The following is a 23,904-nucleotide window of genomic DNA, read 5'->3' on the forward strand; positions in this document are numbered from 1 at the left end:
CATGACCGTGATCTCCCAAGCCCCGGTCGAACCGCCGGCCGTCACGGTTCGCCGCCAGACCCCGTCGGGCCGCATCGCGATGACGCTGGCCGTGCTCGGCCTGATCGCGCTCGCCGCCATGCCCTGGTGGGCTTCGACCGGCACGATCCGCTCCGTGCTGGTGCTCTGCTGCTACATCGCGGTCGCGCAGATGTGGAACCTGCTCGCCGGCTATGCCGGTCTCGTCTCCGTCGGCCAGCAGGCCTTCATGGGCGCGGCGGGCTATGCGCTGTTCGTGTTCGCGCAGACGCTCGGCATCAATCCCTTCGTCGCCGTGTTCCTGTCGCTGCTCGTTCCCGCGATCCTGGCCGTGCCGCTCTATTTCCTGCTGCACCGTCTCGACGGCCCGTATTTCTCGATCGGCACCTGGGTGGTGGCGGAGGTCTTCCGCCTCGTCGCCTCGAACCTGCCGCTCGTCAATTCCGGCGCCGGCATGTCGCTGCGCGTGATGAGCCAGTATTCCGCCTTCGAGCGCAACGTCGCCATGTCGTTCCTCTGCGCCTTGATGCTGCTCGTCACGCTCGGCGGCAGCTACTGGCTGCTGCGCTCACGCTTCGGCCTGGCGCTGATCGCAATGCGCGACAATCCCGTCGCCGCGGCCAGCCAGGGCGTCAATGTCGCGAAGCTCCGCTTCCTGATCTATGTCGCCGCCGCGGTCGGCTGCGGCCTCGCCGGCGCGGTCTATTTCATGGCGCAGCTGCGCATCAATCCACCCTCGGCCTTCGACCCCATGTGGGCCAATGTCGCGATCTTCATCGTGATGATCGGCGGCATCGGCTCGATCGAGGGCGTGCTGATCGGCTCGCTCATCTTCTTCATCGCCGATCGCTGGTTCGGGGAATATGGCGCGACCTATTTCGTCGTGCTCGGCCTGATGACGCTGCTGGTCGCGCTCTACGCCCGCACCGGCATCTGGGGAATGATCTCGAAGCGCTGGGACGCGCCCTGGTTCCCGATCCGCCGCACGCTCGTCGATCCCGATCGCTGAAAGGAGAAAGCCATGAAGGCCGCCATTTTCGACGCCGTCGGGAGCCCGCTCAGGATCGGTTCCGTGCCGGAACCGTCGCCTGCGCCGGACGAGGTCGTGCTGCGCGTCGCCGCCTGCGGCATCTGCGGCAGCGACCTGCACATCACCGAGGATCCGGTGCCGTTCGGCATCGGCGCGGGTTTCGTGCTCGGGCATGAATTCGCCGGCGAGATCGTCGCCCTCGGTGCCGATGTGACGGGCTTCGCGCTGGGCGATCGCGTCGCGGTGGTGCCGATGCGCGGCTGCGGCCATTGCGCCGCGTGCCTGCGCGGTGACCCCGGCCGCTGCCCGGAGATGACCCTGATCGGCGGCGGCTATGCCGAGTACGCGACGGTCGCCGCCCGCCAGTGCCATATCCTGCCCGAGGGCGTCGCGCTTGAGGATGGCGCGCTCGCCGAGCCGCTTTCCGTGGCCCTTCATTGCGTCGTGCGCTCCGGCATGAAGCCGGGCGACCGGGTCGCGATCCTCGGCGCGGGGCCGATCGGGCTGCTGGTCGCATTCTGGGCCCGGCGCATGGGCGCCGCGCGCGTCGTCGTTGCGGACATCCACACCCACCAGAAGGAGCGTGCCCTCGCGCTCGGCGCCACGGGCTTTGCCCTGTCGGGCGAGAAGCTGGCCGCGAATCTGGCCGAGGATTGCGACGGCGCGCCGGACATCGTCTTCGAATGCGTCGGCAAGCGGAGGCTGCTCGGTGCTGCCGTCGAGGCCGTGCGTCTGCAGGGCACGGTCGTCGGCGTGGGGCTCTGCATCGGCGGTGACGAATGGGACCCCTTCGTGGCGCTCTCGAAGGAAGTGAACCTGCTGTTCTCGGTCTTCTTCCATCAGAGAAACGAGTTCGGCGTCGCGCTCGACGCGCTCCGCGGCGGGCCGTTCGCGCCGCAGGCGCTGATCACCGACCGGATCGACCTGTCGCCGGTCCCCCAGATCTTCGAAAGCCTTCGGCGCCGCACGACGCAGTGCAAGGTGCTGATCCAGCCAGAACTCGTTTGAGGAGGAAAGACCCATGGCCGTAGCGTTCGAGACGCTCGAATTCGATATCGACGGGGTGAAGACGGTCGTGAAGGCGATCGGCTCCGGCAAGCCGATCCTGTTCCTGCACGGCGCTTCCACGCTGGAGGGCTTCGATTTCGCCGAAGGCCTCGCCGATCGCTTCCGCGTGCTGGCCGCCAGCCATCCCGGCTGGGGCTATTCGGGCGACGCGCCGCACATTGCCGGCATGGCCGACATGGTGCTGCACTATCTGAACCTGCTCGATGCGCTGGATCTTGCCGAGAAGCCGCATCTGATGGGCTTCTCCATGGGCGGGTGGATGGCGAGCGAACTCGCCGGGCTCGCCCGCGAGCGCTTCGACAAGGTGGTGCTGGTCGCGCCGGCAGGCCTCAATGATCCGGCCCATCCCGCGACCAATCTCGGGGCGCTGGCGCCGCAGGACCTGCCCGGATATCTCGCCCACGACGTGACCGTCGCGCTGCGTTATTTCCCCGACGGGACCGACATCGTCTTCGCCGAGACATTCGGCGCCGATCGGGCGCGCGAAGGCGAGACGCTGGGCCGCCTGCTGGCGCCGTTCGGCATGGGCCATCCCAATCTCCGCCGCTTCCTGGCGCGCATCACCAACCCGGCGCTCGTCGTCTGGGGGACGGAGGACCGCCTCCTGCCCGCCAGCCAGGCGCCGCTCTGGGTCGAGGCCTTGCCCGATGCCCGGCTGCTCCTCGTCGAGGATGCAGGCCACTTCGTCATGCAGGAGAAGCCCGAGACGCTGACCAGGATCGGCGATTTTCTGGCCGGCTGAACGCAATTTTTGAGGAGGATGACATCATGAACAAGCCTATCAAGCACGGCTATTGGGGCAGCACGGTCGACTATCGCGACATGCTGAAGAAGATCGAGGAGATCGGACCGATCCTCGAAGCCAATGCCGATGCCGACGAAAAGAACCGCGAGCTGACGCCTGAAAGCTTCGAGGCGCTGAAGCCGCTGCGCATGTCGCATGTGCTGGCGACCGAGGGGCTCGGCGGCGCCCAGCTTCCCCCGACGCAGGTTCTCGAACTGCTCTCGGCGATCACCTGGTGGTCCGGCTCGGCCGGCTGGGTTTCCATGGTCCATGCCTGCATCGGCGCCATGTCCGCCGCCTTCCTGCCCGACAGCGCGGTCGAACGCCTGTTCGGACCCGGCACCGACAACCGCTTCTCCGGCCAGGGCGCGCCGCTCGGCATGCTGAAGAAGGTCGAAGGCGGCTATCGCCTCACCGGCAAGTGGAGCTATGGCAGCGGCTTCAGCCACGCCACCTATTCGCATAGCGCCGCCTTCGTCGATGACGGCAACGGCAAGCCGGCCAAGGACGAGAAGGGCAATGTGATCGTGATGTGCGCGCACGCGCCCATCCCCGAGCACAAGCAGCTCGGCAACTGGGACGTGCTCGGCCTCGGCGGCACCGGCTCGATCGACTATTCGGCCGAGGACGTCTTCATCCCCGACGATCTCGTCTTCCCGATCCTGACCGCGCCGCCCATGCGCCTCAAGGAGCTGTTCAGCCTCGGCGTGGTCGGCCTCGCGGCCATCGGCCATACCGGCTGGGCGCTCGGCACCGGCCGCCGCATGCTGGACGAGATCGCCAAGTTCGCGCGCTCGAAGTCCGGCCGCGCCGGGCTGATCGGCGAGAGCGAGAAGTTCTGGTACGACTATGGCCGCGCAGAGGCCCGCTATCGCGCTGCCCGCGCGTTCGTGTTCGAGGTCTGGAGCGACATCGAGGCCACCGTCGAGGCCGGCAATCCCGTGTCGACGCAGCAGATCAGCCTCGTGCATCTGGCGAAGTCCGAGATCCACGAAGTGGGCGTCGAAGTCTGCAACTTCGCCTACCGGGCAGGTGGCGGCGCTTCGCTGCGCGCCGGCGTGATCCAGCGCACCTTCCGCGAGATGATGGTCGCCGCCAACCACTTCACGATCGCGCCGTCGATCGTCACCTCGGCCGGCCGCGATCTCGGCGGTCTGTGGAGCGATCGGGTCTGGCAGTTCTATGATCTGATCGAGAAGAAGTAATCTGAAGGGACGGGCGGCCTTGTGGTCGTCCGTCCGCTCCTCCCCAGCGCAGCCGAGTCATGTCCATGAGCCAGTCGAACCCGATGACCGACGCCTTCCGCGAAGCGTTTCGCCGCCATCCGGCGGGCGTTGCCGTCATCACGGCCGATCCGGGCGACCGGCCCGTCGCGATGACGGTGTCCTCGCTGATCTCAGTCAGCGCGGCGCCGCCCATCGTCGCCTTCTCGCTGTCGATGAAGTCAGGTTCCTCGGAACCGCTTCTGCGCGCCGAGACCATGGTGATCCATCTGCTGCGCTTCACCGATATCGATCTGGCGCAGCTCTGCGCCTCGAGCGGCGCCGACCGTTTCGGGCCGGACGTCGCCTGGGAGCGGCTGCCGACCGGCGAGCCGCGCTATACCGGCGTCGCGACCTGGTTCCGCGCCAAGAAGCTCGGCGTCCTGCCGATCGAGGGGGCGACGCTGGTGGCGGCGGAGCTGCTCGACGGCGAGGTCAGGCCGGGCGACGACGCGCCGGAGACGCATTCGCTCGTCTATCTCGACCGGCGCTGGCATCGCCTGCATAAGGAGTTGGAAGGCGTCATCTCGCTGTTCGATTCCTCGCATTTCGTCTGAGGATATCGACCTGTCCAACGAACGGACGACACGCCTGCAGCGATCCGCGGAAAGCCGAGATGCCTGATACCGCCCGTGCACCGACGGATTTCGGTACCTTCGACGTCATCATCGTCGGTGCCGGATCGGCAGGCTGTGTTCTCGCCAACCGCCTGTCGGCCGATCCGTCGCGGCGCGTGCTGCTCATCGAGGCAGGCAAGAGCGACAATCACCCCTGGGTGCACATCCCCGTCGGCTATCTGTTCGCGATCGGCAATCCCCGCCTCGACTGGGGCTTCAGGACCGCGCCCGTCCCGGGGCTCAACGGCCGCAGCCTGCTTTATCCGCGCGGCAAGGTGGTCGGCGGCTGCTCGTCGATCAACGGCATGATCTATATGCGCGGCCAGGCCCAGGACTATGATGGCTGGCGCGACGCCGGCAATCCGGGCTGGGGCTGGGACGACGTGCTGCCGCTCTTCCGTCGCTCGGAGCATCACTTCGGCGCCGCCGACGCGGCGCATGGCACGGAGGGCGAGTTGCGCGTCGAGCGCCAGCGACTGAACTGGCCGATCCTCGACGAAGTTGCCAAGGCGGCGCAGGAAATGGGCATCCCGCTCGCCGAGGATTTCAACGCCGGCGACAATGAGGGCGTCGGCTATTTCCCCGTCAACCAGAAGCGCGGCATACGCTGGAATGCGCGCAAGGCCTTTCTCTACCCGGCGCGCCGGCGGCCCAATCTGGCGATCCTCACCGAGTGCCACGTCCGGCGGCTGCGGCTCGACGGGAAGCGCGTCACAGGCGTCGTCTTCACGCGCGGCGACGCGCTGTTCGAGGCGAAGGCCAATCAGGAGGTCGTGCTTGCGGCCGGATCGATCGGCTCGCCGCAGCTTCTCGAGCTCTCGGGGATCGGACGGCCGGAGGTTCTGGCGCGGATCGGCGTCCCGGCGCTGCATGCCCTCGCAGGCGTCGGCGAGAATTTGCAGGATCATCTGCAGCTGCGCACGATCTTCTCGATCCGCGGCGCGCACACGCTGAACGACCGCGCTGCGACGCCCTGGGGCAAGGCGGGTATCGCATTGCAATATGCTATGACGCAGAGCGGGCCGATGGCGATGGCGCCGAGCCAGCTCGGCATCTTCACCCGCTCCGGTCCCGCCCATAACCGGGCCAATATCGAATACCACGTCCAGCCGCTGTCGCTCGATGCCTTCGGCCAGCCGCTGCACCGGACCCCCGCTTTGACGGTCTCGGTCTGCAACCTCCGCCCGACCAGCGTCGGCGCCTCCCATGCCGCGAGTGCGGACCCGCTGGCTTCGCCCGAGATCCAGCCGAACTATCTCTCGACCGACGCGGACAAGCAGGTGGCCGCCGACAGCATTCGCCATGCCCGCCGCCTGATGGCGCAGCCGCATCTGGCCCGCTACGCGCCGACGGAGATCAAGCCAGGCCCGGGCCCCGACGATGATGCAGCGCTGGCGCGGCTCGCGGGCGAGATCGGCACGACGATCTTTCATCCGGTCGGCACGGCGAAAATGGGCACCGACGAGGCGGCGGTCGTCGATCCCCAGCTCCGTGTGCACGGGCTCGCGGGACTGCGCATCGCCGACTGCTCGATCATGCCGACGATCGTCTCCGGCAACACGCACGCCCCGGCCGTCATGATCGGCGAGAAGGCCGCCGAGATGATCATCGCCGCCGGGAAGGTGTAAGCGTCGGTTTGGAGCCATGACAGCGTCGCTGTACACAGAGCTCTTCACGTCGTGCTTGAAGCGAAGGCGCTGCAACCAGAACTGCCGTCATCCCGGCGAAAGCCGGGATCCATCCAGCCGGATCGTCGGGAGTTCAAATAATTGGCAGCACGGCTGGATGGACCCCGGGTCAAGAGCCCGGGATGACGGAGCTCTATGCGGGTGGGTTCGTAATCGACGCCCGATTCCGAAAAGCCTGAACCGCCATAGCCTCTATTTCACCGCGCCCTTGGCCTTGTAGAAGGCCAGCGCCGCCGGATGGAACGGAACCGCGCTCGGCCCGGCGGCCGTCGCCAGCGTCAGCCGGGCGGCCTCGGGATGGATTTTGTGGATCGCATCCAGATTGTCGAAGATGGCCGTGAGCAGCGCCTCGACCAGACTGTCCTCGGCCTTTGAGGAGACGATCAGCGCATTGGCGACGCCGAGGCACGGGGTATCGGCGGTCATGCCGGCATAGGCGGTCTTCGGCAGAGTCAGCGGCACATAGAGGCCGGGAAATTTCTTGTCGATCGCGATCTGTTCGTCGCGCGTCGGCAGGAAGACGATCGGCGGATGACCGCCCTTCGCGAGTTCGGCGACGGCTGCGGTCGGCACGCCGCCGATCCAGAAGAAGGCGTCGATCTTGCCGTTTTTCAACGCGGCGGCGGACTCGGCGACGCCGAGATTGGAGCGCTGCACATCCGTCTTCGGATCGAGCCCCGCCGCTGCCAGCACGCGGTCGGCGATCGCTTCCGTCGAGGAGCCCGCCGAACCGATCGAGACGCGCTTGTCTTTCAATCCTGCAATGCCGGTGACGCCCGAGGCGTCGCTCGCGACGACATGCAGGTAGGAATCATAGAGGAGCGCGAGGACGCGGATGTCCTGCTTGCCGTCCTTGGCGAAGGCGCCGGTGCCTTGGATCGCATCGAAGGCGGAATCGATCGTGGTGAAGCCGAGCTGCGCCTTGCCGGACTGCAGCAATCGGGCATTGTCGACCGAGCCGCCGGTGATTTCCGCCGATGCCTTCAAGCCCGGTCCGGATTTCGACAGGATCGCCGCCAGCCCCTCGCCATAGGGATAGAAGACGCCGCCCTTGCCGCCCGTCGCGATCGTGATCGGCACGGGCGTCGCTGCTTTGGCTGGCAAGCGAAGCGCGGTGAAGGCAGTCGCTGCGGCGCCGAAGCCCAGCACCTGGCGGCGGTTCCATCGAAGCTCGGTCAATTCTGCCTCCCCAGGCCGATCAGCGCCGTGCGCGGCGGCTGCTCGCAGACGATGATAGACGCGAACCCATCCGCCGCAAGCACAACCCGAAGCGGTGGTTAGCCGGCGTTCACCGCAGGATCTCGCGCATGCGCGCGCTGACGTCCCTGAGCGCCGGCAGGTAGCGCTCGACCAGTTCCGCGATCGGTTCGCCTCGGGCGGGCAGGCCGAGATTGAGCGCGGCAACGGTCTGCCGTCGCGACGACACCAGCGGCACGGCGATGGAGCGCAGCCCGATCTCCACTTCCTGGTCGATAACGGCGTAGCCGTCGGTGCGTATGCGGGCGAGTTCGGCGAGGATCGCGTCGGGATCGGTCAATGTGTAGGGCGTGCGGCGGGGCAGCGGCGCCGCGCCGAGCCGTTCGCGCGCCTCCGCCTCGGGCAGGGCGGCGAGCAGGACGCGGCCCATCGAGGTGCAATAGGCCGGTAGCCGCGAGCCCGGCATCAGCGTGATCGACATGACCTTTCGCTGCGCTGCGCGGGCGACATAGACGATCTCGGCGCCGTCGAGGATCGAGACGGAGGAACTCTCGTCGATCCGCTCGGAGAGTTCGTCGAGCAGCGGCTGCACCAGTTGCGGCAGCGGCATGGTGGCGAGGCACGCCGTACCAAGCCGCAGCACGCGCGGGGTGAGCGTGAAGAACTTGCCGTCATAATCGGCATAGCCGAGATGCGCGAGCGTCAGCAGGCAGCGCCGCGCCGTCGCCCGGTCGAGCCCGGTGGCCGCGGCGACTTCCGAGATCGACTGGCGCGGCTGGTCGATGCTGAAGCTCTCGATGACGGCGAGGCCCTTGGCGAGACCGCCCATGAGGTCGCGTTCGGTGACTGTCATGCCCGTTCGATTTCGAGTTTGAGCGATATGCGAACAAATGCATCATATCGCACAAATCGGATGGACGGAAGCGCGGGTGGGTCCTATCGGTCAGGCTGAGCCGGGCGGTTCTGCGCCACGGGATCCGAGAGGAACTTGCATGGACAAATCAGTCGCAGACCTCGCCACCGCGGTGGCCGGCATCGAGGACGGCATGACGGTGATGATCGGCGGCTTCGGCGGCGCGGGCGCGCCGATCGAGCTGATCCACGCGCTCATCGATCGCTATCGTGCGAGCGGTCATCCCAAGGACCTGACGATCGTCAACAATAATGCCGGCAACGGCCATGTCGGCCTCGCCGCGCTGATCGAGACGGGCATGGTCAGGAAGCTGATCTGCTCCTTCCCGCGCTCGGCCGATCCGGTCGTGTTCACCGATCTCTATCTCGCCGGCAAGATCGAGCTCGAGCTGGTGCCGCAGGGCACGCTCGCCGAGCGCATCCGCGCGGGCGGCGCCGGCATTCCGGCCTTCTATACGCCGAGCTCCTATGGCACGGATCTCGCCAAGGGCAAGCCGGTCGCCGAGTTCGACGGCCGCTCCTATGTGCAGGAGCGCTGGCTGAAGGCCGATGTCGCGCTGGTGAAGGCCGAGACGGCCGACACGCATGGCAACCTCACCTTCCGCGCGGCGGCGCGTAACTTCAATCCGTTGATGTGCATGGCCTCGAAGGAGGCGGTGGTGCAGGCGACCCGGATCGTGCCGGCGGGCGTGATCGATCCCGAGAACGTCGTGACGCCCGGCATCTTCGTCCAGAAGGTGGTGGAGGTCGCCCATCCACAGCAGGAGGAAGACCTGAACCGCGCCAACGCCGTCTATCCGGGAGCCGTCTGAGATGACCACGAAGCTCACCAACAACCAGATCGCCTGGCGCGCCGCTCAGGACATCCATGACGGCGCCTATGTCAATCTCGGCATCGGCTTCCCGGAGAAGGTCGCGCAGTATCAGCCGCGGGGCCGCGAGGCGATCTTCCATACCGAGAACGGCATCCTGAACTTCGGCGAGGCGCCGCCTGCCGGTCAGGAGGACTGGGACCTGATCAATGCTGGCAAGCGCGCGGTGACGCTGAAGCCGGGCGCCTCGTTCTTCCATCATGCCGACAGCTTCGCCATGGTGCGCGGAGGCCATCTCGATGTGGCGATCCTCGGCGCCTATGAGGTCGCGGAGAATGGCGACCTCGCCAACTGGTCGACCGGCCCGAAGGGCATTCCGGCCGTTGGCGGCGCGATGGACCTCGTCCACGGCGCCAAGCGCGTCGCGGTCATCACCGACCATGTGACCAAGGACGGCAAGCCGAAGCTTCTGAAGCGCTGCTCGTTGCCGCTGACCGGTGTCGGCTGCGTGACGCGCGTCTACACCTCGCTGGCCGTGGTCGACATCGAGGGCGGTCGCTTCGTCCTCAAGGAGAAGCTGCCGACGCTGTCGCTCGACGAGTTGCAGGCCGTGACCGGTGCCGAACTGCTCGTCGCGGGTCCCGTCGCCGATCTGATCGTTCCGGAGCTTTGAGACCATGACCGACGTCTTCATCTGCGACTATATCCGCACGCCGATCGGCCGCTTCGGCGGTTCGCTCGCCTCTGTCAGGGCCGACGATCTCGGCGCGATCCCGCTGAAGGCGCTTCTCGCCCGCAACGGCGGCGTCGATTGGGAGGCGGTCGACGATGTGATCTTCGGCTGCGCCAACCAGGCCGGCGAGGACAACCGCAATGTCGCGCGCATGTCGCTGCTGCTCGCCGGTCTGCCGGTTGGCGTTTCCGGCACGACGATCAACCGCCTCTGCGGTTCCGGCATGGACGCGGTCATCACCGCGGCCCGCGCCATCAAGGCCGGCGAGGCTGAGCTGATGATCGCCGGCGGCGTCGAGAGCATGTCGCGCGCGCCCTTCGTGCTGCCCAAGGCCGAGACCGCCTTCTCGCGCAATGCCGAGATCTACGACACGACGATCGGCTGGCGCTTCGTCAACCCGCTGATGAAGGCGCAATATGGCGTCGATTCGATGCCCGAGACCGGCGAGAACGTGGCCGAGGATTTCGCTGTCTCGCGCGAAGACCAGGACGCCTTCGCGGTGCGCAGCCAGGCCAAGGCGGCGGCGGCGCAGGAGAACGGGCGCCTGGCGCGCGAGATCACGCCGGTGACGATCCCGCAGCGCAAGGGCGATCCGATCGTCGTCGCCAAGGACGAGCACCCGCGCGCCACCACGATCGAGGCGCTCGCCAAGCTGCCGACGCCGTTCCGCAAGGGCGGCAGCGTGACGGCCGGCAACGCCTCGGGCGTCAATGACGGCGCCGCGGCGCTGATCCTCGCCACCGAGGCTGCGGCGAAGAAGCATGGCCTGACGCCGATCGCGCGCGTCCTCGGCGGTGCCGCGGCCGGCGTTCCGCCGCGTATCATGGGCATCGGGCCGGCGCCGGCCTCCAAGAAGCTGATCGCGCGGCTCGGCCTGACGCCCGCCGATTTCGACGTGATCGAGCTCAACGAGGCCTTCGCGTCGCAGGGTCTCGCCACGCTGCGCGATCTCGGCATTGCCGATGACGACGCCCGCGTGAACCGGAACGGCGGCGCCATCGCGCTCGGCCATCCGCTCGGCATGTCCGGCGCGCGCATCACCGGCACGGCGGCGCTGGAACTTCAACTCACCGGCGGCCGCCGTTCGCTCTCCACCATGTGCATCGGCGTCGGCCAGGGCATCGCGGTCGCGCTCGAGCGGGTCTGACGGGCAGGGCACGTCCGACCTCCGCCTTGACGGAGACACCAAGTGGCAGCGCGCGGGTCCATGACGCGACCCGCGCGCCCTTTGCCGTTCCCGCGCAGTTGAGCTGCAGCGACCCGCCGACTCGCGCGGCAATATCAGGGCGCCGCCGTCGCCGTCCGATCCAGCCAAAGCCGGATCTTGTCCCAGCCGTCCGAGTATTCGAGCACCGAGTGCACCGGGAGCGACGAATAGCGGACCATGACGACGCGCGTGGTCGGATTGATGTAGAGCCCCTGGCCGTACACCCCGAGCCCCATGAGGGCGTGGTCGTCGCCTGCCAGCTGGTACCAGTAGGAGCGGTAGGAATGGAAGACCTTGATCTTCTTGAAATTTCCGTTCTGCCAGGCGTGCGCATCGCCATATTCATAGAGGCGATCGATAACCTCCGGCGCGAAAACCTGCTTGCCATCGACCTTGCCGTGATCGGCGATCATGACGCCGAGCTTGGCGAGGTCACGGGCTGAGATCGTCAGGCCCGTGCTCGCATACACCTTGCCGGTCGGATCGACCGGCTCGACGATGTCGTCCTGCAAGCCGAGCTTCGACCACAACAGGTCGCTCGCCAGTTTCTGATAGGTCTCGCCGGCGGCGCGCGTGATCACCCATCCGGCGACTTCGGTCGTCATCGAGGCATAGTGGAAGTTGCCGTCGTTCGGGCCGTCTGCCTTCACCGCAGCCAACGTATCATACGCGGACTGGCGACTGTTCAGCGCCATGGTCGACCAGAGGGCGGCGTCAGCGACATCGACCGCGCCGCTCGTCTCTCCGGCTCCGACATTGACCTTCATGTCCAGAACGTCGCGCACGGTCGCGTCGCCGAAGGGCGAGCCGGCCAGCTCCGGCACGTAGGACTTGACCGGACGCTTGTCGTCCAGCCTGCCATCGGCGATCAACAGTTCCGCGAGCAGCCCGGTGACGCCCTTGGTCACCGACGAGATATAGTGCGGCTTGCTCGCGCTCATGCCGTTGCCATACCACTCGGCAACGAGCTTGCCGTTCTTGGTCACGACAAGAGCGTCGGTGAACGACTTGCCGGCATACTCGCCGACGCTCTGATCGGTGCCGCCGATGTCCAGCTTGGTGTCGAGCAGCGCGCCGTCGCGTTGTTCGGGAATCGGGCGGACGGTCTTGCGATCGCTCAGCATCGAGACGGTGCGCGTGAAGAGGCTGGTGTTCTGCAGCGTCCACCGGACAAACGGATAGCGGAACAGATTGTCCGGGGTGACCTGCTTGTCGAGGGGGGGTGGGAACCCCACCATGATACCCGCCTCCTGCCAGGTCAGATGGCATTCCGGCGCGTCCTTGACGGAATCCGCCCGGACACCCGCCGCCAGTGCGACCTTGTCGCTGCCCGCAAGGCAATCGCCAGTCGCTGGCGACTGCGCGAAGGCGGGACCGATCGCCGACGCAATCATCAGTGCTGAAAGACTGGCTTTGACAGTGCTCGCCACTCTAGATCTCCGCTCGTCAGAATAATCCACCGCCTCACCCCGCAGCGTCGCCTCTCGACCGTGGGATCCACGGCTTCCACCGGTCCGCCCCTTGGCAAGACCCCGGCCACGGTTGCGGCCGTCGCCCCGCGCAGCCCGGCGCCGCATTCGGGCCATCTCCGACAATCGAGGCCTTGCGGCACGAGGTCCAATCCGGGCTGGTCACAGCCTCGGTGCTGAAGCTGAACATCGATGGCGGCGACGCGCAGTATACCGCCGCGATGCTCACTCCCTATTCCGACAAGCCGGTGACAAGCCGCGACACCTTGCCGCCGACCGACATTTTCGCCGACATTATCCGGCGGGCCGATCGGGAGGGGATCGACATCCACCTCCACTATTATGGCGATCGCGCAACGCGCTTGTCGGGCCGCTTTCGTTGCGGTGGCCGCAGAATAGGCCCCGATCTGGCTGGCCGGCGAGCGGCCTCTCAATCGGGCCTGCTCCATGCCGGCTCTCCGGGCGGAGCATCAGTCGGCGCCGCCCGGTGCCGACTCGCTTCCCGCGTCAAGTGAAGGTCGGGAATCGCCCGTCGGCGAAGAGCGGAGGCTGGAGGCGTGACCAGTTGTAAGCGAACTGGAAGGTGTCGAGATCGGTGAAGGTCTGGCCGATCACCTGCATACCCGCCGGCATCCGGTCCTCGACGATGCCGAGCGGCACATCGACGACCGGATAGCGATTGAGGAGGTTCCACGGCCACGTCAGCGCGTAGGCCAGTCCGGTACCCTCCAGGAACGGCAAGTTCTTCTTCTGGCTCTCGAACATGTCGGCAGGAACCAGCGACGTCGCCATGGTCGGCATCAGCAGGATGCGGTAGCCCTTCCCGAAGACACGCTCCTGAACCTGCCGGTGCCAGCGCTCGATCAGCGCCTCGACGGCTTCGGCCGCGTTCGGTCCAAGGGTCCCGGCCGCCATCCCGAGGAAGTCCGTCATATAGGGTGACAGCTGGTCGCGATGCGCGCTCGCCTCCTCGATGAAGCTGCCCATGGAGGTCGACATCAGGCCGTGCACGAAGGTCGGCATCACGGTCTTCGAGAAGCCGCAGTCGACTTCATCGACCACGCAACCAGCGCCGCGCAGGGCCTCGACGGCCTTGACCATCGCGCTCTTCATCGCCGGCGTAACGGGGGCGATGCCGGCGCCCCAGTCCAGGGCGATGCGCCATCCCGAAACATCCGGGTATGCGGCGGGATAGTCGAGCGCCGGCCGGATCCCGGCCATGATCTTGTCGGACGGGCCGACGATGGCGTTCTGGAGATGCACGAGGTCGTCGAAGCGCCGCGCCATCGGACCCGACGTCGACATCGGGACCTCTCCGCTGGCGACGCGACCGAATGGCGGCCTGAAGCCGTAGAGGCCGTTCTGCGAGGCAGGGAGTCGGATCGATCCGCCCATGTCCGACCCGAGAGCGAGCGTGGTGAAACCCGCGGCGAGAGCAGCGCCCGATCCCGCGGAGGAACCGCCCGGCGAATACTCGAGGTTCCACGGATTGTGGGTCGTGCCCCAGGCGCGGGTCGACGCGCCGACAAAGAGGTAGAATTCCGGCACCGTCGTCTGAATCGCCATGACGGCACCGGCCGCCTCGAGTTTGTCGATGATGGTGGCGTTTTCGGTGGCCGGCGGCGAATCCTTGTAGAGGAGGGAGCCCTGGGTGACGCGCCAGCCCGGCCGGGCGAATTCGTCCTTGATCGCGACCGTGATCCCCTCGAGCGGCCGTGCTTCGCCGCGGCGGTAGCGATCTTCGGACTGCCTGGCTTCCTGCATCGCCTCGTCGAAGTGCGTGTCGGTGATGCAATTGACCTTCGGATTGAACGCCTCGATCTGTCTGATCTGCGCCTTCAGCAGGTCCACGGGCGAAGCCGTCTTCGTCCTGAACAGCTCCACAAGCTCATCGACCGAAGCATAACAGAGCGGATCGATCGCCTCTGCCCGCGCGGCGGGCAGGTCAAGCGCCGAGGCGGCCAATGCCGATCCGACGCCCTTGAGGAACGTTCGTCTATCAATCATACCTGCCTCCAGGTCTTGAGGGGGTTGATTTTGGCCGCGGAGCGACGTCGGGCGCGGTGCCCGTTCAGACCGCTTCGTTCATCGCAGCCACGAGAGCCTCAAGTCATCGATCTACGGATATTATCCAGATCTCAGTTGCGGCGCGTTTAACGACATCGATGTAGTTTGTGTCGTACTTTCAGAAGCGTCCCGCGTCGGCAATATTGACTTCTTGTCCCCGAATAAGCGCTCGACCGGCGGAGCGGCGGCAGTCGAGAGCTGCGCTCGGCCCGCTGCAATCCGGATCGTTCGAAGCTGAAGCCTTTCGCCGAGATTTCCCGGCAGGGAAACGGGCAGAGCGGCATAAGGCATCGAAGCCGTCCGACGCGCTCGGCTGTCTGGCGTGCTGCCCGGACCCCTTCAGTCGATGTCGACGTTCCAGAATCCGTGCCGCGTAGCGGTCGCACCGTTCGCAGGATCTGGATCCTGCTCGACGAAAACACCGTGCTCTGCACCGCGCCGGGCGCAGTCCGGCCCAGCCCACTGTCTGCCATCGAGCACGCGGGCTATTTCAGGGCGATCGCAGCCAAGCTCCGCGGCCGTTTGGATGCGGTCGCCGACGGCGGAGTGATCGGCATGGAGCCACCGGGCGTCATGCCGCGCTCAAATACTCTGGCTATCTAGGAGGAATCGGCCCGATCGGCCCGATCCCGCGCTTATTCCCGGAAAACGAGCAGCCAGCCGGCGCCCTCGCAGGCGAACAGGGTTTCGGCCGCGTCCGGTACGCCATCGACAAGCGGCATGGCCACGACCTTCGAACTATCCCAGCCGGCGATCAGCAGATGGTCGTTCAGGACCACGAGATGCTGCGGCCAGTCGACCGTTGAATCGAGCTCGTTCATAAGCCGGGGTGTCGAGCCCGATACGTCGAAGGTGCTGATGGTGTCATAGCCGCGATTGGCGAAATAGACACGGCGGCCATCCAGGGAGCGCTGGATGTCGCCGGGGTAATTGCGCAGGTGCCGCGTCTTCGCCGGTCCCGTCCGCAGCGTGCTCGGCACGTCGGCCCAGCTGTCCACCGGCGAACGAGGCAAGCCCGTCAGGAGGTTCGAGCCGAGTTCGCCGCTGAGTGCGAAGCGGCCGTCGGGTAGGACGACGCCGTGGCGCGGCCCCGAGCCGGCCGGGACCGCCGTCACCGGACCGGCGCGCAGCGCCGCGGCGCCCCGCGCGTTCGGATCGAGCGTGAATTCGCGCAGCAGATCCGCCCCGAGATCAACGATGAAGAGCGTGCCGTCATGGAACAGCGCCTGATGCGGATGCGCATCGTCCTGCCGATCCGTCTCCGGCCCGCCGCCCTCCAGCTTGATGAGCTCGATCGCGCCGTCGAAGCTGCCATCGGCTGCGAGATTCTGGATCGCCAGCGTGCTGGTCGTGTAGTTCGTGATGATCAGGAGGCGCCCGTCTGGATCGACGGCGAGATGGCAGGGCTCGGCGCCCTCGCTGGACTTGTCGCCGATCGTCGCGGCGCGTCCGCCCTCGATCCGCCAGGCATGGATAGCGCCCTCGAGGCCCACGCGCGAGGTGCCATAGATGACCGGCAAGCGCGGATGGCGGGCGAGCGAGGAAAGCTGCGTGACGGTGGCGAGCTGCTTTCCGGCCCAGCCGTGATCGCCGCGCGACCAGGACCAGAGGCCATGCCGCTCCTCCGCGCCGCGGGAGGCGACGAGCAGGACTTCACCGTCTGAAAGCGTGACGTTGGACATGCTGTCCTCCTCCGTTCGTATCTATTCCGACGCACCTGGACCGAAGCCGTCCCAATGCCCTCGCACCATGCCGTCCTGGACGATCGTGGCCCGGCGCAGGCCCGCGCAGGCCATGCAGACGTGATTGGGGACGATCTCAAGCCGCGAGCCGACGGGAAGCGGCGTCGGCACGCCCTCGCCGCGCCAGCGCAGCCAGCCATGTTCCTCCGACATGCGCTCGACGATCCAGCCCGGCGCATTGACGATCAGGCCATGGCCGGGAAATTCCTCGCGATGCGCCGACGCCGGCACCAGGTCGGAACTCATCGATTTCGAGCCGGCATCGATGCAGGCGCGGTCGGGATCGGGATGGCTGACGACAGTCGCGACCACACGAAGGGCCGCGGTGTCGAGGCTCGCATTGCCGAGGGCGATCTGGCCGACATCGTTGAAGGCATAGATGCCGGGACGGATCTGCGTCACGCCAGGAACCTGCGCGACGGCCCGCGCCGATGCCGAGGCGCCCATGGAGACGATGGGGAGCGCGATGCCCGCGGCGCGGATCGCCTCGGCCACCGCGACCATCGCCCGGCCGGCCGCGACGGATCGCACTTCGAGATCGGCGCGATCGACGGCGCCGTAGGTCGTGCCTTCATGCGTATAGATCCCGACGAGTTCGACGCCCGGGACGGCGGCGATCGCCCTGGCGACCTCGGGGGCGCGGGCCGGCGAGACGCCTTCGCGTCCCAGGCCGGAATCGATGGCGAGCAACATGCGGGCCCGCGATCCGGCCGCGGCGAAGACAGTGCCGATGCTGGCCGCCGCCTCGGGACTGTCGGTCGCGAGCAGGAGGTCGGCGCGCCGGGAGAGGTCGAGCGCGCGTTTTGCCTTGTCGGCGCCATAGATCGGATTGGCGACGAACAGGCTCGCAACGCCGGCATCGGCGAAGGCCTCGGCCTCGCCGAGCTTGGCGACGCAAAGGCCGTTCGCGCCGCGCGCGATCTGCCGGAGGCCGGCCTCGGCCATGCGGTGCGTCTTGGCATGCGGATAAAGCTCGACGCCGGCCGCGCGGGCGATCGCGGCCATCTCGTCGAGATTGCGATCGAACGCATCGAGATCGAGCACGAGGCCCGGCGTGGTAACGGGAAGCGCCGCCCAGCGCGAGCTGGCCGGCCCCGGTGTGAGTGCGAGATCTGCAGACACGATCGTTCCCCTCAGCCGTCGGTTCGCAGAACGCGCCCGGCGCGCTTGCCCGTGATCACGCCGTTCTCGACGGCGAACGTGCCGTTGACAAGGACGTGCAGAATGCCGGAAGCGGCCTGCCGCGGCACCTGGTAGGTGGCGTTGGCCTTGATGTTCTTGGCGTCGAACACGACAAGGTCGGCGCGCGCGCCTTCGACGATGCGGCCGCGATCGGCCTGGCGCAGCCGGTCCGCTGCAGCGCTCGTCATATGCCGCACGCATTCCTCGAGACTCAGCACCTTTTCCTCGCGCACATAGGTCTCCAGCATGCGCGGGAAGGTGCCCCAGGAGCGCGGATGCGGCCGGTCGCCGACCAGGATGCCGTCGCCGCCGACGGTGTGTTCCTCGCGCTGCATCAGCGCCCGGACATGCTCCTCAATGCCGATGAAGAAGACGCAGGGGGCGGCGCGGTCGGTCGCGATCAGGAGATCCAGTGCGAACTCCGCCGGCCTAAGGCCGAGCTTCGTCGCCGCTTCGGCCAGGCTGCCGTCCATCACCCATTCAAGCTGCGGCGCGTCGGGCGTGCCGACGACATAGACATTCTCCCATTTGACCGTCAGGCCCTGATGGCCATCCGAGCCGATGACGTCGAGCGCCTCGATGATCCGCGCGCGGTCTTCCGGAGACCGAAGACGGGCCATCTGCTCTGCGCCCGTGCCGGCCAAGGCCCAGCTCGGCAATTGCGACAGCAGCGTCGTCATGCCGGCGAGATAGGGATAGGCGTCATAGGAGAAGGCGATGCCCTCGGCGATCGCGGCGTCGAACATGGCGAGCAATTGCGGAAGCTTGCCGCGATTGGCCTCGAACGAGAGATGCGTATGCGCCAGATGCAGCGCGACCCCGGAGCGGCGCGCGATCTCGAAGCATTCGCGATAGCCGCCGAGAGCATCCGTGCCGTAATTGCGATGATGCGGGCAATAGAAGCCGCCATATTCGGCGACGACCTTGCAGAGTTCGACCAGCTCGTCCGTATCGGCATACATGGCCGGGACATAGGTGAGACCGGTCGAGAGGCCGATACCGCCTTCCTCCAGCGCGATGCGCAGCAAGGCCTTCATCTGTTCGAGTTCGTCCGGCGTCGCGAGGCGCGGCGCGTTGCCCATGACGAGCATGCGGATATTGCCATGCGGTACCAGATAGGCGGTGTTGACGGCCGTATTGCCGTCGAGGCGCTGGAGATATTCGCCGACGCTGCGCCAGTTCCAGTCGAATCCGGGCGGGTCGTCGTTCCAGCCCTTGAGCTGGGCGCGAAGCTCGCGCAGCGTCTCGGCATCGACGGGCGCATAGCTGAGGCCGTCCTGGCCGAGGACTTCCGTCGTCACGCCTTGACTGAGCTTCGCCGTATGATCGGGATTGCAGAGGATCTGCAGATCCGAATGGGTGTGCATGTCGATGAAGCCGGGCGCGATGACCATGCCATCGATCGCGACCGTCCGGTCGGCGGAGAGGCTTTCGCTGCCGTCGGTCACCCGGGCGATCGTGTCGCCGATGACCAATACGTCGCCGCGGATCGGCGCATTGCCGAGCCCGTCCACGATGATTCCGCCCGCAAACAGCGTGCTGCCAGTCGTCATGATGCTTCGATTCCGTGTTTCCGGCCGTCGCGGGCGCTTGCATAGATCGCATCGGTGACGGCAACGACATGAGCCGCCAGATCGGCCGAGAGGCCGGCGGGCGGCGAAGCGCCGAAGGCGCAGGCGATGAGCGCCTTGGTCGGCGCGCCGGCGTCATAGAGGCCGGAGGCTTGAGGGTCGCCGAAGGTGACGACCTCTCCATTGGCGCGCACCAGGCGGAGCTGATCCGATACCGAATCCAGCCAGATCTGGCCGCGTCCGCCATAGAGCGCCATGTGCCATTGCGGTCGCGCGAGATAGGGATGGGTCGAGGCGCTGGAGATCGCCGCCGAGCCGCCATTGGCGAAATCGGCATTGACGCTGGTATGGACGTCGATCGCCCGACCCGGTGGCCAGGTGCTCGCGCTGACCGCGACGATCGGCTCGCCGGTCAGCCACTCGATCAGGCCAAGCTGATGCGACATCGAGACGGCAGCCGAGCCGCCGCCGGAGACGCGCGCATCGGTATAGGTCGCGGCGCCGGATTCGAGTGCCCCGCCCCAGCCGCCGTCGGAGCCGCCGAAGAGCAGCGCGCGGGTGTTGACGGCGAGATGCATGGTGAGGTGCTCGACGGGGCCGACCTCTCCTGCCTCGATCAATGCGCGGGCGAGCGCGAAGATCGGTGCGGCCGGCCAGCCGAAGCCGACCAGCAATGTTCGGCCGACCTCGCGGGCGGCATCGCGCATCCGATAGGCGGCAACGCCGTCGAGTGCGAAGGGCTTCTCGACCAGAACATGCGCCCCCGCGCGAAGCGCCGCGACGACCTGTTCCTCATGGGCGACCGGCGGCGACGAGACGACGACGATGTCAGGCTTCTCCTCAAGCGCGTCCCGCCAGTCGGCGAAGGCCCGCTTGACGCCGAATTCGGTCGCGAGCTTCTCGGCCATGGCCGCGTTCGGGCTCGACAGCGCGACGAGCTCGACCCGCGCATCGCCCGCCAGGGTCGGCAGATGGCTCGATTGCGACCAAGCGCCGGCCGACAGAACGGCGGCGCGAATCCGCGCGGAAGTTGTCATTTGCCGATACCCGCGGTCAGCGCGCCGATGACGTGGCGCTGGAAGAGGAGCACGAGCACGACCGGCGGAAGGATCGACATGACGGTCGCTGCCGCGAGCGCGTTCCAGTTGAACTGCTGCACCGACTGGAAGCCGGCGAGGAGCGGCGGCACGGTCAGCTGGTTGGTGAGCACGAGCGCATAGAAGAACTCGCTCCAGGCCTCAAGGAAGATCAGCACGCCAGCGGCGACGAGACCGGGTCGGGCGATCGGCACGACGATGATCCATAGAGTCTGGAGCCGCGAGGCGCCGTCGATCTTCGCGGCCTCCTCAATCTCGCGCGGCAGCTGATCGAAATAGTTCTTCAGGATCATGATCGCGAGCGGCAGCGTGAAGACGTTGTAGCTGATGATCAGCGCGAAGGGCGTGTTCAGCACGCCGATGATGCGGAAGGCGACGAAGAACGGCCCGATGATCGCGATCGCCGGCACGACGCGGGTCACGATGATCGCGAGTTCGAAGGAGCGTGCGCCGCGGAACGGGTAGCGCGACAGGCCATAGGCTGCGGCACCGGCGAGGATGAGATCGAGCACGACCAGCACGGCGCCGATGAAGAAGCTCTGTCCGATCGCCGGTAGCAGCCGCGAGCCGGCATCGGTGCTGCCGAAGACCTGGTTGCGCGTCGATCCCGTCAGGACCGAGAGATAATTGTCGAAGGTGATGCTCGTGGGGATGAGCGGGAAGGGCTTCACGCCGAGTTGCGTCGGAGTGATCAGGCTTGAGACGACCAGATACCAGACCGGCAGCAGGATCCAGATCGCGAAGACCAGCAGCCCGCCATAGATTGCGATCGTCGCGCCGGGGCTGCGGGCGCGGCCGCGGTCGCGCGATCCGGATGCCGTTCTCCGTGCCGGGCGCAGGGCCGGCTCGCTGGCGATGCTCACTGGACATGCCCCCTGTACAGCAGCTTGACGGTGATCAGCCCGCCGACGAGGGCGACGAGGCCGAGGATCACGGCGAGCGCCGAACCGAGGCCGATCTGCGTCACCGCGAAGAGCTGGCGATAGATGAGGAGGCTCAGGACCTGCGTCGCGTCGCCCGGACCGCCCTGCGTCATGGCGAAGATCACGTCGAACTGCAGGAAGGCATAGATGACGTTCAGCACGGCGACCGTGGCGAGCGCCGGCCGGAGCCAGGGCAGGGTGATATGCAGGAAGCGCTGCCAGACGCCGGCGCCGTCCAGCGCCGCCGCCTCGCCGAGTTCGTCGGGCAGTGTCTGCAGTCCGGCGAGCAATAATATGCCGGCAAAGCTTGCCTGTCGCCACACCGCGGCCAGGATGGTGACCGGGAGCGCCGTGTTCGGATCGGCGAGGAAGTCGTGATAGTCGGAGGTGATGCCGAGCGCGATCAGCACCGCGTTCAATCCGCCGACGCTGCCGTCGGCGAACCACTTCCACAGGATGCCGATCACCAGCCAGGGCGTCGCCCAGGGAATGATCAGCAGCGCCCGCGCCAGGCCCCGCCCGATGAACTTCTGATTGAGCAGGATCGCCATGGCGAGGCCGATCGCCGTCGACAGGGTGACGAAGCCGATCGAGAACAGCAGCGTGACGGTCGCCGAACGCCAGAAGACCGGGCTCGACAGCACGATCGAGAAGTTCTCGAAGCCGACGAACGGCCCGAGGCTCGCGCCGTTCGCCGGCACGTCATGCAGGCTGTAGAGGATCGTCAGCCCCGTCGGCAGGGCGAGCAGGACGATCAGGATCACGGCCGCGGGGACCGTGAGCCTGAAGCCGAACCACTGATCGGCGCGCGAAAGCTCGTTCGATAAAGCCGGCGACGTCACAGCGGCTCCTTTCCTTCCCGATGGATCGACAATCCTTCCGATCAGAGGCGCTTGGTGCCGCCGCTTGCCGCCGCTGCCGCGTCAGTCAGGTCCTGGACCGTCTTCTGCGGCGTCGCCTGGCCGAGCAGCAGCGGGTGGATGATGTCGCCGACCTTGGCCTGGAAGTCGGGATACCAGGGCAGGGTGCGCGCCGGCACGACCTTGGACCCGGTCTCGAAGGTCTTCGAGATCAGAGGCAGGTCGTAATAGGTCGGGAAGGCGGCGATCACATCGGGGTCGGTGAAGAAGCCGGGATAGGGCGCCGCGAGGCCGGCAGCCTTGGCCCATTGGTTGAAGACGGTGAACTTGCCCGCCTTGTCCTTCCAGCCATAGTATTTCATCAGATCCCAGGTCGCGGCCTTGCGGTCGGCATCGGCGGCGGCGCCCATCTGAAGAACCTCGCCGATCTGCAGCGTGAAATTCTTGCCGCCGATCGCCGACTGGAAGACGTTGTCCGACTGCGGACCCTTCAGGCTGCGGATCGACGTCAGGAAATAATGGTGCAGCACGAAGAAGGCGGCGTTGCCCTGCGCCATCTCGCTCGAAAGCTTGCCGGGGTCGTCGTTCAGAACCGACTTCGGCGCGAGCCCTTCCTGATACATGGCCTGCCACCATTCGAAGACGCCGACGGTCTTCGGATCATCGGCAAAGACCGGCTTGCCGCTCTCGTCGAAGGCGGTGATGCCCTCGTTGAGCAGATAGGTGTGCAGATATTCCTCGCAGAACTCCTTCACCCAATAGGCGACATAGGGAGAGGCGACGATGCCGCCCTCCTTCAGCGCCTTGGACGCGTCATAGATTTCCTTCAGCGTCGAGGGCACGGCCGCGATATTCCCCTTGGCCAGCATGTCCTTGTTGTAGTGGAGCATGTGGACGGCCGAGAAATAGGGCACGCTGATCACGTCGCCGGCGGCGTTCACATGCCGGCCGCGCGCGCTCTCGAACATCTCGCCGAGCATATCGTTGACACCGGGCAGGCCGTTCAGCTTGCTCGCCCAGCCCTGGTCGATGAACTTCTGGGAATTATAGGCAAAGTTGTAGTAGAGATCGATCTTGTCGCCGCCGCGCAGACGCGTTTGGAGCGCCGAGGAATAGCCGAGATTCGGGATCACGGCGACGTTCACCGCCGGGTTCCCCTGTGCCGTCCATTCGGCGACGAGCTTCTTGATCGTGTCGGGCTGGAAGTCCCAGGCGAGCATGTCGAGCGTGCCGGTATAGGCAGCCGCCTCGGCGCCGCCGGCCATCAGGCCCGGCGTCATCGCCGCCAGCGCCGTGGCGCCGGACGCCTTCAGGAACGTCCTGCGATCCATCCGGCCCTGAAGCGAGCCGTCGGCCTTCCTCGTCTTCATCATAGCTGACCCCTTCTGGAAGTAACTCGGTCCCATTCCACGGCAAGCCCCGACCCGCGCCCGCGGCGCCGACGGTCCGGTTCTGCCATCCCTGCACCCGCCGAGGCTGTCATCCGCCATGGCTGTCGCCATGTCCTCGCGGTTGGCCGCTCCGGCATGGGCGACGTCACCACCCTTGCGGGCTGCGCCATCGCCACTTCATCGATGGGCGGTCTCTTGGTCCGCCGCCCTTCTCGATCACCACGCTAAGTCGCGTATTTTCAAATATCAACGCGCAATATCGTATGTAATAGAA

The 23,904-nt window shown here is 66.8% G+C and carries 21 protein-coding genes; 10 read left to right on the forward strand and 11 right to left on the reverse strand.

Annotated features, from left to right (window positions below; translation table 11 throughout):
- Position 1 precedes the first annotated feature (1 nt).
- The 6 genes from GGR25_RS12085 (at position 2) to GGR25_RS12110 (ending at position 6,407) form a co-directional block, all read left to right on the forward strand.
- Positions 2–1,027 carry a branched-chain amino acid ABC transporter permease gene (locus tag GGR25_RS12085; RefSeq protein ID WP_246409588.1) on the forward strand — a complete coding sequence of 342 codons (1,026 nt, stop codon included), beginning with the start codon at positions 2–4 and terminating at the stop codon, positions 1,025–1,027.
- Positions 1,028–1,039: 12 nt separating this feature from the next.
- On the forward strand, positions 1,040–2,056 hold the full coding sequence (locus tag GGR25_RS12090) for a zinc-dependent alcohol dehydrogenase (RefSeq protein ID WP_183399039.1): 1,017 nt from the start codon (positions 1,040–1,042) through the stop codon (positions 2,054–2,056).
- Positions 2,057–2,069: 13 nt separating this feature from the next.
- A complete protein-coding gene (locus GGR25_RS12095) occupies positions 2,070–2,858 on the forward strand; it encodes an alpha/beta fold hydrolase (RefSeq protein ID WP_183399040.1) in 789 nt (262 codons plus the stop codon).
- Between the two features lie 26 nt (positions 2,859–2,884).
- Positions 2,885–4,105: an acyl-CoA dehydrogenase family protein gene (locus tag GGR25_RS12100; protein WP_183399041.1), complete on the forward strand. Its 1,221-nt coding sequence runs from the start codon at positions 2,885–2,887 to the stop codon at positions 4,103–4,105.
- Between the two features lie 65 nt (positions 4,106–4,170).
- Positions 4,171–4,719 carry a flavin reductase family protein gene (locus tag GGR25_RS12105; RefSeq protein WP_183399042.1) on the forward strand — a complete coding sequence of 183 codons (549 nt, stop codon included), beginning with the start codon at positions 4,171–4,173 and terminating at the stop codon, positions 4,717–4,719.
- 59 nt (positions 4,720–4,778) lie between these two features.
- The gene (locus GGR25_RS12110; RefSeq protein WP_183399043.1) at positions 4,779–6,407 is read left to right on the forward strand and encodes a GMC family oxidoreductase; all 1,629 of its coding nucleotides are present in this window, start codon (positions 4,779–4,781) and stop codon (positions 6,405–6,407) included.
- Between the two features lie 252 nt (positions 6,408–6,659).
- On the opposite strand, the gene GGR25_RS12115 is transcribed toward GGR25_RS12110, so the two are convergent.
- Both GGR25_RS12115 and GGR25_RS12120 read right to left on the reverse strand, forming a co-directional pair.
- Positions 6,660–7,646 carry a TAXI family TRAP transporter solute-binding subunit gene (locus GGR25_RS12115; protein ID WP_183399044.1) on the reverse strand — a complete coding sequence of 329 codons (987 nt, stop codon included), beginning with the start codon at positions 7,644–7,646 and terminating at the stop codon, positions 6,660–6,662.
- Positions 7,647–7,755: 109 nt separating this feature from the next.
- A complete protein-coding gene (locus tag GGR25_RS12120; protein WP_183399045.1) occupies positions 7,756–8,517 on the reverse strand; it encodes an IclR family transcriptional regulator in 762 nt (253 codons plus the stop codon).
- A 139-nt stretch (positions 8,518–8,656) separates the two neighbouring features.
- Here GGR25_RS12120 and GGR25_RS12125 point away from each other — a divergent pair, with 139 nt between their 5' ends.
- From GGR25_RS12125 to pcaF, 3 genes are read left to right on the forward strand one after another with little or no spacing between them, the layout of a single operon-like run.
- The gene (locus tag GGR25_RS12125; RefSeq protein ID WP_183399046.1) at positions 8,657–9,388 is read left to right on the forward strand and encodes a 3-oxoacid CoA-transferase subunit A; all 732 of its coding nucleotides are present in this window, start codon (positions 8,657–8,659) and stop codon (positions 9,386–9,388) included.
- Between the two features lies 1 nt (position 9,389).
- The gene (locus tag GGR25_RS12130) at positions 9,390–10,061 is read left to right on the forward strand and encodes a 3-oxoacid CoA-transferase subunit B (protein ID WP_183399047.1); all 672 of its coding nucleotides are present in this window, start codon (positions 9,390–9,392) and stop codon (positions 10,059–10,061) included.
- Between the two features lie 4 nt (positions 10,062–10,065).
- A complete protein-coding gene (pcaF, locus tag GGR25_RS12135) occupies positions 10,066–11,268 on the forward strand; it encodes a 3-oxoadipyl-CoA thiolase (protein ID WP_183399048.1) in 1,203 nt (400 codons plus the stop codon).
- A gap of 134 nt (positions 11,269–11,402) precedes the next feature.
- Here pcaF and GGR25_RS12140 read toward each other — a convergent pair whose 3' ends face one another.
- A complete protein-coding gene (locus GGR25_RS12140) occupies positions 11,403–12,905 on the reverse strand; it encodes a serine hydrolase domain-containing protein (protein WP_210299916.1) in 1,503 nt (500 codons plus the stop codon).
- A 26-nt stretch (positions 12,906–12,931) separates the two neighbouring features.
- Here GGR25_RS12140 and GGR25_RS12145 point away from each other — a divergent pair, with 26 nt between their 5' ends.
- Complete coding sequence (locus GGR25_RS12145; protein ID WP_183399050.1) at positions 12,932–13,312, forward strand: hypothetical protein; 381 nt, start codon at positions 12,932–12,934, stop codon at positions 13,310–13,312.
- On the opposite strand, the gene GGR25_RS12150 is transcribed toward GGR25_RS12145, so the two are convergent.
- From GGR25_RS12150 to GGR25_RS12185, 8 genes are all read right to left on the reverse strand, one after another.
- The gene (locus GGR25_RS12150) at positions 13,305–14,804 is read right to left on the reverse strand and encodes an amidase (RefSeq protein WP_183399051.1); all 1,500 of its coding nucleotides are present in this window, start codon (positions 14,802–14,804) and stop codon (positions 13,305–13,307) included. The two genes, GGR25_RS12145 and GGR25_RS12150, sit on opposite strands and share 8 nt — an antisense overlap.
- 695 nt (positions 14,805–15,499) lie before the next feature.
- Positions 15,500–16,546, reverse strand: a complete 1,047-nt coding sequence (locus GGR25_RS12155) for a lactonase family protein (RefSeq protein ID WP_183399052.1) — start codon at positions 16,544–16,546, stop codon at positions 15,500–15,502.
- 21 nt (positions 16,547–16,567) lie between these two features.
- Positions 16,568–17,728, reverse strand: coding sequence for an alanine racemase (locus GGR25_RS12160; protein ID WP_183399053.1), 1,161 nt, complete (start codon positions 17,726–17,728; stop codon positions 16,568–16,570).
- Positions 17,729–17,739: 11 nt separating this feature from the next.
- Positions 17,740–19,341, reverse strand: a complete 1,602-nt coding sequence (locus GGR25_RS12165; protein WP_183399054.1) for an N-acyl-D-amino-acid deacylase family protein — start codon at positions 19,339–19,341, stop codon at positions 17,740–17,742.
- A complete protein-coding gene (locus GGR25_RS12170; RefSeq protein WP_183399055.1) occupies positions 19,338–20,396 on the reverse strand; it encodes a Gfo/Idh/MocA family protein in 1,059 nt (352 codons plus the stop codon). The genes GGR25_RS12165 and GGR25_RS12170 overlap by 4 nt, the downstream gene beginning before the upstream one ends.
- The gene (locus GGR25_RS12175; RefSeq protein ID WP_183399056.1) at positions 20,393–21,319 is read right to left on the reverse strand and encodes an ABC transporter permease subunit; all 927 of its coding nucleotides are present in this window, start codon (positions 21,317–21,319) and stop codon (positions 20,393–20,395) included. The genes GGR25_RS12170 and GGR25_RS12175 overlap by 4 nt, the downstream gene beginning before the upstream one ends.
- The gene (locus GGR25_RS12180; protein WP_183399057.1) at positions 21,316–22,221 is read right to left on the reverse strand and encodes an ABC transporter permease subunit; all 906 of its coding nucleotides are present in this window, start codon (positions 22,219–22,221) and stop codon (positions 21,316–21,318) included. Before GGR25_RS12180 ends, GGR25_RS12175 begins: the two co-directional genes overlap by 4 nt.
- A gap of 41 nt (positions 22,222–22,262) precedes the next feature.
- Positions 22,263–23,612, reverse strand: a complete 1,350-nt coding sequence (locus GGR25_RS12185; protein ID WP_246409591.1) for an ABC transporter substrate-binding protein — start codon at positions 23,610–23,612, stop codon at positions 22,263–22,265.
- Positions 23,613–23,904 lie beyond the last annotated feature (292 nt).

Source organism: Kaistia hirudinis (assembly GCF_014196455.1).
GTDB lineage: Bacteria > Pseudomonadota > Alphaproteobacteria > Rhizobiales > Kaistiaceae > Kaistia > Kaistia hirudinis.